Raw genomic sequence first — 8,057 nt, forward strand, 5'->3', positions numbered from 1 at the left:
AAAAAATAACTATTAGTAAACACGCAGGTGATTGGTACTTAAGTTTGAGTTATGAATTTACTCAATATCCAACACCAAAAACTACTGAAGTTGTAGGTGTAGATTTAGGCATTAAAACCTTAGCTACATTAAGTGATGGGAAAGTTTTTGAAAGCGTCAAGTCATACTGGCAGTTTGAAGCCAAGCTTTCCCAACTACAATATCTAAACCGAAATAAAAATATTGGTTCAGCTAATTGGCGAAAAGCACAACTCAAAATTGCCAAGCTACACGCAAAAGTAGCTAATATCATGTCCGGTTGAACAGTTATAAATAAACTACTCAGAATTCAGCAATTCTGAATTCTGAATCCAGAATTCAGGAGGGAAGAAAGAAGAAGAGAAGGAGAAAGTTTTTTTATCACTAATTATCCGGACATGATATAACATCCGTAAAGACACACTTCATAAATTGACAACATACGCAAGCCTTGAACCACGGCACTATTGTCATAGAAGATTTAAACGTTAGTGGAATGTTGGCTAACCATAAGCTAGCTAAATCCATAAGTAGACAGTGCTTTTATGAGTTCAGGCGACAGCTAGAATATAAAACACAGTGGTACGGTTCTCAGTTAGTAATAGTTGATAGGTTTTTTCCATCATCAAAAACTTGCTCGAATTGTGGTCATGTTCAAGATATGCCCTTAAATGTCAGAACTTACGACTGCCAGTCATGTGGCTTGTCAATAGACAGAGATTTAAACGCCAGTATTAATTTGAGAGATACGGTCGGCTCGACCGTGAATGCCTGTGGATGAGTAACCGCCGACGGCCTCAGTAGAAGCAGGAAGTAAACATTAATTTGTTACTTTATGTAACGCTTTATGTCAGTTTTATAGAGCAGTAGACTTAAACAGTAAATAATCGTAGGGTAGCTCAAACCAAAAGTTACTGCCCGCCCCTTCTATACTTGTCACTCCTGACTTACCCCCATGCAACTCTATAATCTTTTTCACCAAAGACAGACCTAAACCTGTCCCTGAATATTGGCGGTTTAAAGCACTATCGATCTGAATAAAGGGTTGAAACAACTTCTCTATATTTTTCTGATTAATGCCAATTCCGGTATCAATGACAGAAAATCTGATCCATGTCTGACTGCTGTTAGCAGATGCTTCAGTGCTAGACAAATTTTCTTGATTAGCTTCTACTTCTACAGTAGGGAGCTTTATTGTAGAGGTCTTCAACTTCGTGGCTATATCGCTGCAAAGCTAATTCGGCTTGTTTGCGCTCTGTGACATCTTGGCAAACACAAATTATCAGATCGTTTTCTAAGAGGGTCAAAGAAATTTGTTCAGTCAAGATACTACCATCTTTGCGAAAGGCGGTTATTTCTCCCTGCCAAGAATGATTTTGTTTTAATAGTTGAAAAAACTCTCGATCAAATTTTTCTAACTGCCAAGAATGATTTTGTTTTAATAGTTGAAAAAACTCTCGATCAAATTTTTCTAACTCCTCAGCAGAATGGATAATTTTCCAGCTTTTGCCCACCAATTCTTCTTGACTCTCATAGCCAAACATTTCAACATAGGAAGGGTTATTAACTGTTGAATGAAAATTGTATAAAGTAGTTGCTATTTGTAGAAAAGTGTTGTAATATTAAATAGATAAGGACTTAAGATGAACTATAGTGGGTGAATGCGACTTGTTGACAGACATATTATTAACCGAACACATATCTATTGGCGGGTGTGTGATGAGTTAGCCTTTAAATCAAAAAACTTGTACAACCTGGCTAATTATTATTGTCGTCAGCATTTTTTCAAGTGTGGAAAAAGTCTAGATTTAACTAAACTGTACCACGCCACCAAAAATAGCGATGCCTATAGAGCATTACCAACTAAAGTATCAAAACAAATAATAAAATGCCTAGTTGCAACTTGGCGTGGTTATTTTCAGGCTATCATTGAATGGTCGCGCACATCCAGAGAAGTTTTTAGGTAAACCTAAAATACCAAAGTATAAGGACAAAACCAAAGGTCGATCGGGTAGTTATATATTCATGCATAATCAGTTTATAAAGCCCCTCTAAAAGATGGTATTTGTCACTTATCTATGAGTGATATCAAAATACCTGTAGTGGTTGAGTCTGTAGTTGAAGTGAGGATAGTACCTGCAACTGGCTGCTATGTAATTGAAGTAGTGTATGAAAAAACTCTTCAGCCACAAATAAACTCAACATATGTAGCCGGAATAGACTTAGGGATTGACAGTAAGGTAGCTCTATCTACTTGCCAAGCCTGGCGTTAAGCCTATGCTTATTAACGGGAAGCCACTAAAAAGTGTTAATCAGCTTTACAACAAGCGTAAAGCCAAGTACCAAAGTCATCTCAAAGGGAACAGAAAAAGCAGCCGTAAGATAAAAGCATTGAGTTATCGTCGGAACCGTTTTGTGGAGAATTATCTCCATAACACCAGTAAATTAGTTGTCAATTATTTAGTGACTAATAATATTGGTACTGTAGTCATAGGCAAAAATGATAACTGGAAACAAAGTGCAAATATCGGCAAAAAAAACAATCAAAATTTTACCCAAATACCACATGATAAGAAAGCCCAAGCAAATTACTTATAAATGTCAGCTAGCAGGAATCAAGGTGATTGAAACAGAGGAAAGCTATACAAGCAAAACATCTGCCCTTGACCTTGAGCAACCAATAAAACATGAAACTTATGGGGGTAAACGAGTCAAACGTGGTTTCCAAACGGAGTGGAACTGGTATAGTCATTAATGCCGATATCAATGGCAGTCTTCAAATATAAGATAAGAAATTCCCAGGGGCATTTACTGCCGAGGGAATAGTGAGCTGTGACGAGAGCGCCTGTATTGGTTAATCCAATATCAAGATAAAAGCTCAGATCGATTTTCTACAGTTTTATTCGTACGGTTGACATATTGGTAAAAACCATTCTTGATAATCGCGATTCCATCCACCGCAGCTTCAATACTGGCGAGCTGTTGAGCTATTTCGGCTTCTGCTTGTTTTTTTTGTCTAGCCAGACGATAACCTTCAACTAGATTACCACAGGTGACTAAAAGAGGGTTTAAAGCCTCAATCATTGAATTATCATAACCTTCCGGTCGATTAGCAATAACTACTATGCCGACTAAAGTAGAGCTACTGAAAAAGGGCAACCCTAAAAAAGAGTTTAAAGGTGGATAACTATCTGGTGTTCTACCTCGGTCAGGATCGGCGCGAGTATTATTAACAATAACTGCTTTACCTGTCATCAGCACTGCTCTAAACAAGGTATTGATATTGCTGAATTCCATACCCTCTTTGTAGTTTTCTATGTAGAATTTGTGATTAACTGGATTCCAGGAAATATTACTAATAGTATAAGTTTGGAGATCGGGAACCCCTCGAATTTTCAAGAATGTATCTCCCATCACTCTTTTGCCATCATCCTGAAATATCACCTCACTGATGAAGCCATATTCGCTGTCTGTCAAGTCTAGTAAACTAGAAAGTAATCCGTTCTACTAAACTTACCCAAACTTACCCATGAATGATTGCATGAGCTTTGGAGCTAGCTTCCTGTTTCACAGAAGACCACCGACCGCAGTCTGTAACTTATCTTCTCCACAGGCTTAAATTCGCTTGGAACTCAAGCTACTGATTCACATAGTTTTTCAAGTTGACAGCAGCATTAAAATCTCTGTCAGTTTCAAAACCGCATTCACTACATTCATAAGTTCTCAAATGCAACGGCATTTTCTGTTGATGCCCACAGTTTGAACATATTTGAGAACTTGGATAATATCTATCTACTATGACTAATTCACTGCCGTACCACTCACATTTGTATGTAAGCTGACGTTTAAATTCATAAAACCCACAGTCTGCTATGGCACTTGCCAATTTATGATTTTTGAGCATTCCACTTACGTTTAAATCTTCAATTACTATGGTGCTGTGGTTTTTAGCTAACCATGAAGTGAGTTTATGTAGTGCATCTGCTCTGATATCGGCTACTTTTTTGTGGAGTTTTGCTAGTTTTTTTACTGCTTTGCGTCTGTTTTTAGAACCAATAACTTTTTTACTGACTGCACGTTGATGACGAACTAATTGTTTTTTAGCTTGCCTGTAGGCTTTGATATTGGCAAATTTACTACCATCAGAACAGGTTGCTAATGTATTTATGCCCAGATCTACACCGATAATATCTCGTTGTTTTAGAGTCGGAGTAGGTTCGGGACCCAAATCATATTTAAAGCTGATATACCAATTATTTGCCCGTTTAGATATTGTGACGTTTTTTACTGGTAAAGAGGGTAAGATTTCATAAGTTTTTACTATTCCTATTCTGGGTAATTTGATATAATTTCCTTGAAGAATCTTAATACTGCCTTCTAAATAAAAGCTATCTTTTTTCCCTTTTTTCTTAAAGACTGGAAATCCACGCTTGGGAATAGTTAAAAAGTTTTTAAATGCCCTCTCTAAATCTCTCAATGCTTGTTGAGGGGCGCACTTTGATACTTCATAATACCAGGGATTTTCACTTTTTACTTCCCTCACCAAACGCTTATGTAAGGTGATAGCACTCAGTCGTTTCTTGTTTGATTCATATTCAGTAATACAAGTTGCTAATCCCCAATTGTAAGCATGACGAGCTACACCTGCGTGTTTGGCAAGTATTGTTTTTTGTTGATTATTAACTTTTAGTTTAGTCTTTATTGATTTCATTTGAGCTGATCAGCCACCTCTACAGTTAATAAGTTAGACATAAATCTAGTATATCACAATAAATGTCTAATTGTGTTAAATTTTGTCCAATTATTTTAATACTGTTGATAGCCCTCAAAGATATCGGGACGGTTGTGTGCTGTAATAAACTGAGCCTGAGCTTGAGTCACACTCTGCAAGAGACGGTTATTCTGAGCCAGAGAGACTTCGGCTTGTTTTTGTTCAGTAATATCAAAGCGGATGGCTAAGTATTGATAGGGTTCGCCCTGGTCATTTAAAAAGGGAGCGATCGTACTATGAACCCAATATAAATGCCCATTTTTAGCTTGGTTACAAATTTCACCTTCCCAGACTTTACCCTTTGTAATAGTTTGCCATAAACTCTGGAAAAAGCTATCAGAATGGAAACCTGAATTAAGAATCTTATGGGTTTTGCCAAGCAATTCCGACCGGGAATAGCCAGAGATTTCACAAAATTTGTCATTAGTATAAGTAATAATACCTTTGGCATCTGTAATTGCAAAGATCGCTGATTTATCAAGGGCATCTTTAAAATTTGAGAGTTCTTGAATAAGTTCGCGACGCTCAGACTCTATCGCTTTGTGTTCTGTAATGTCCCGGAATATACCGCGACTTATTTTGGGATAATTACTTGGTTCAAAAGTGATGCTGCCTTCAACTATAATTTTCTTTTGGTCTTTGCTAATAAATATCAACTCAATACTATTAGTTTCAGCATCAGTTTGAGGAATTCTTTGTTGTATTTTATTCATCAAATTCAGCCAAGGTTGGTAACAACTTGGATGAAGAATATCGAATATTGTTAGGGTTGCAACTTCTGTTGATGAATAACCTAAAGTTTCTTGCCAAGATTTGTTAACATATTCAAACTTACCATCTTCTATCCGAACCCTATGAATTAAGTTTTTAGCATTATCAAATAACTCCTGCAATTGTTGAAGCAATTTTCTCTGGTGAATGGCATAGTTAATTGAGCGCACTAAATTATCCTGAAAAATTTGACCTTTGACTAAATAATCTTAGGCTCCTTGCTCCATCGCAGCTACAGCAAGATTATGACTATTGAGGCTAGTTAAGACAATAATTGCCACTGTAGGCGCAGCAAGTTCAACAGCTTGCAGAGTAGGTAAACCTTGACTATCTGGTAGGTGTATATCCAGGATGACAACATCTGGCTTATGGTTTTGGAGGTGGATGAGAGCAGTCTCTAACAGATCAAAAAATACAACATTAAAGGACTCATCCTTGGTTGAAAACTGCTTGATCGTATCAACATCATCAGGATTATCTTCAACTACCACAACTTCTATCCGGTCATTATCGATATTATATTTTGCTTTGGCACTTTGAAGTTTTGTCTGAATTTGTGCTAAGATACCCCTGTTAATCGGTGAGAGTATATTCTGGTTTATATTTAATAACAGACAAACGATAGTCTGTAGTCGCTCTTCAACTTTCTGGCGGTGAACAAATTCTTGTTGGAGTGTACTCTTTAAGGTTTGCACTTCTGTCTCGAGCTTACTAGCTCGACTTTCTAGTAAAGCTACTTTTTCTGCTTCCAAGCTCACTACCTTAGATTGTAAAACTTTTGCTAACTTATAAATTTCTACAGGGTTGATAGCTCTTAGCAAGCTGCTTTGAGTCACAACCCCCAATAGCTGACTCTGCTCGCCTGTTACCATCACCCGACTGATGTTTTTTTTGTTCCATCAACTGGTGTACTGACCACAGTGAGTCTTCTGGCTGAACTGTAAACAGAGGGGTACTCATCACTGTTTCAGCTCTGTAATCTGCCAACAGCAAGCCCAATGCTTGAAATTGGACAATATCTCCCTCGGTTATTATGCCCAGAGGGGTTAGAAAATCGGCATCAGCAGAGAGTGCAGAAGTTGTCTGATTATTAAATTCTACGATGATAACAGAACTAACCTTGTGGGTAAACATTTTCTTGGCGATCTCTAACAGGCAGCAGTCTGGTCTGGCAGAGATTACTCGATCGATCATTACTTCTGCAACACGCCGTAGTTTCATCAGTTCAAAGGGTTGGGAACACTGGCGCAAACTGCTATGGGTTAATATTCCTACCAACTGGTCTTGGTTATTAAGGACAGGTAGGTGGCGAATATCGTGTTTCTGGATTAAGTTGATTATTGAAAATAAGTTAGTAAGCTAAGACTCTCTTACAGTCAAAACAGGAGCAGTCATTGCCTCTCTCATAACCAAGGTATTGAAGTTAGGTTTCTGGATACTCAGGCGCACTATATCCCGCTCGGTTAGAATACCCACTACTTTTGCCTCTTCTATTACTACTACACAGCTAGCCCGTGCTTGTCTGTGCAGATTATCCATGTTATCATTGTCAGCTTGAGTAGTGCTGCAGAATGAATCCACATTGCCCATCTGAGCGATCGCCTCACTGACTTTTTGATCCGGAGACACTACTAATGGGTTCTTGACGATCGCTGACTTAATCATTATATCTAAGGAATTGTCAGAAATAGGAGATAACATAAAACTAAGTGTTTATATTTGTTGTATTTTGGTGTTGGTGAATCAAGGCATGAGTTGAGAGTAAGGCGATGGCTGTGAGCATTGATATCACAGTTCGCTCAAATCAAATATATCTAGCTAAATAAATGTTCTAAAGTATAATCTACAGGACTTACGCAAAAACACTATATATAGCGTATAGCCAACAGAGAGACCGCTATAATTTTTAGAGAGCGATATAGCTGCCGCACTTGCTCCGCCAACGCCTGAACAACAAAATTCGTGAGGAACCTAAAGATAGGCTAATATAGTTTATTAACCTTCTATGTAGATGTTGCTCGACTATCTAAATAAATTTAGCCAAAATATTCTCGCTTATTATAGAATAATATTATTGTTGATTTAACCTAACAATATGAATTTTAATTATGTTGATCCCATACCAATATTTGCTAAATTATCATACAAACTATACTATAACTAACGAGCGCAAATCATCTAGAAAACATTAGCCATGATAGGATTAATCGTTATTTAAGAGTAGAATCTTTAAATGCACAAGATTTATGGCAAAATGTGAAAGAGGAAATTGTCCAGGATACAGAAGCATACCTGATTTTTGATGATACAGTAATTAACAAAAAATATGCGAACAAAATTGATAGCGAAGCTCCTCTGTTTGCGTTTGCGTAGCATCCCGTAGGGAAGCATTCCGAAGGAAAAGAGGCACTTGTGCGACGACAATATAGCGGTATCGGTTCATCAAGTAATTCGAGAAATAGGAGTAGTTAATTGTATCTATTTTAATCCCCAAACC

General features: G+C 37.5%; 12 protein-coding genes and 3 pseudogenes. 6 read left to right on the forward strand and 9 right to left on the reverse strand.

What is annotated here, in order from left to right:
* On the forward strand, positions 1 to 302 hold a 302-nt coding region (locus F6K54_RS35365), incomplete at its 5' end, for a transposase (RefSeq protein WP_293088411.1).
* A gap of 121 nt (positions 303 to 423) precedes the next feature.
* Positions 424 to 799, forward strand: a pseudogene (locus F6K54_RS35370) (RNA-guided endonuclease InsQ/TnpB family protein); the annotation flags it as partial.
* A 75-nt stretch (positions 800 to 874) separates the two neighbouring features.
* Here the strand turns inward: F6K54_RS35370 and F6K54_RS35375 are convergent.
* The gene (locus F6K54_RS35375) at positions 875 to 1,171 is read right to left on the reverse strand and encodes an ATP-binding protein (protein WP_293088413.1); all 297 of its coding nucleotides are present in this window, start codon (positions 1,169 to 1,171) and stop codon (positions 875 to 877) included.
* Positions 1,172 to 1,181: 10 nt separating this feature from the next.
* Entirely contained in the window at positions 1,182 to 1,619 is a 438-nt protein-coding gene (locus tag F6K54_RS35380) for a PAS domain S-box protein (protein ID WP_293088432.1), read from the reverse strand.
* Positions 1,620 to 1,679: 60 nt separating this feature from the next.
* On the opposite strand from F6K54_RS35380, the gene F6K54_RS35385 reads away from it, so the two are divergent.
* The 4 genes from F6K54_RS35385 to F6K54_RS35400 all read left to right on the forward strand — a co-directional run bounded on the left by F6K54_RS35385 (position 1,680) and on the right by F6K54_RS35400 (position 2,773).
* Positions 1,680 to 1,985, forward strand: coding sequence for a transposase (locus tag F6K54_RS35385; RefSeq protein WP_293088415.1), 306 nt, complete (start codon positions 1,680 to 1,682; stop codon positions 1,983 to 1,985).
* Positions 1,986 to 2,096: 111 nt separating this feature from the next.
* Positions 2,097 to 2,291, forward strand: a complete 195-nt coding sequence (locus tag F6K54_RS35390) for a hypothetical protein (protein WP_293088417.1) — start codon at positions 2,097 to 2,099, stop codon at positions 2,289 to 2,291.
* A gap of 4 nt (positions 2,292 to 2,295) precedes the next feature.
* Complete coding sequence (locus F6K54_RS35395) at positions 2,296 to 2,616, forward strand: transposase (RefSeq protein ID WP_293088419.1); 321 nt, start codon at positions 2,296 to 2,298, stop codon at positions 2,614 to 2,616.
* 22 nt (positions 2,617 to 2,638) lie between these two features.
* Positions 2,639 to 2,773 (forward strand): hypothetical protein, encoded by a 135-nt coding sequence (locus F6K54_RS35400; protein WP_293088421.1) that lies wholly within the window; start codon positions 2,639 to 2,641, stop codon positions 2,771 to 2,773.
* A gap of 110 nt (positions 2,774 to 2,883) precedes the next feature.
* Here F6K54_RS35400 and F6K54_RS35405 read toward each other — a convergent pair.
* The 7 genes and pseudogenes from F6K54_RS35405 to F6K54_RS35430 all read right to left on the reverse strand — a co-directional run.
* A pseudogene (locus F6K54_RS35405) lies at positions 2,884 to 3,504 on the reverse strand (GAF domain-containing protein); the annotation flags it as partial.
* A 151-nt stretch (positions 3,505 to 3,655) separates the two neighbouring features.
* Positions 3,656 to 4,729 carry an RNA-guided endonuclease TnpB family protein gene (locus tag F6K54_RS35410; protein WP_293088422.1) on the reverse strand — a complete coding sequence of 358 codons (1,074 nt, stop codon included), beginning with the start codon at positions 4,727 to 4,729 and terminating at the stop codon, positions 3,656 to 3,658.
* A 95-nt stretch (positions 4,730 to 4,824) separates the two neighbouring features.
* Positions 4,825 to 5,730 carry a PAS domain-containing protein gene (locus F6K54_RS35415; RefSeq protein WP_293088424.1) on the reverse strand — a complete coding sequence of 302 codons (906 nt, stop codon included), beginning with the start codon at positions 5,728 to 5,730 and terminating at the stop codon, positions 4,825 to 4,827.
* 39 nt (positions 5,731 to 5,769) lie between these two features.
* Positions 5,770 to 6,396, reverse strand: coding sequence for a response regulator (locus F6K54_RS35420; protein WP_293088426.1), 627 nt, complete (start codon positions 6,394 to 6,396; stop codon positions 5,770 to 5,772).
* Entirely contained in the window at positions 6,347 to 6,781 is a 435-nt protein-coding gene (locus tag F6K54_RS35425; protein ID WP_293088428.1) for a CBS domain-containing protein, read from the reverse strand. The genes F6K54_RS35420 and F6K54_RS35425 overlap by 50 nt, the downstream gene beginning before the upstream one ends.
* A 36-nt stretch (positions 6,782 to 6,817) precedes the next feature.
* A pseudogene (locus tag F6K54_RS43410) lies at positions 6,818 to 6,901 on the reverse strand (CBS domain-containing protein); the annotation flags it as partial.
* 18 nt (positions 6,902 to 6,919) lie between these two features.
* Complete coding sequence (locus F6K54_RS35430) at positions 6,920 to 7,261, reverse strand: CBS domain-containing protein (RefSeq protein ID WP_293088430.1); 342 nt, start codon at positions 7,259 to 7,261, stop codon at positions 6,920 to 6,922.
* Positions 7,262 to 8,057: the final 796 nt, after the last annotated feature.

Source organism: Okeania sp. SIO3B5 (assembly GCF_010692555.1).
In the GTDB taxonomy this organism is placed as follows: domain Bacteria; phylum Cyanobacteriota; class Cyanobacteriia; order Cyanobacteriales; family Microcoleaceae; genus Okeania.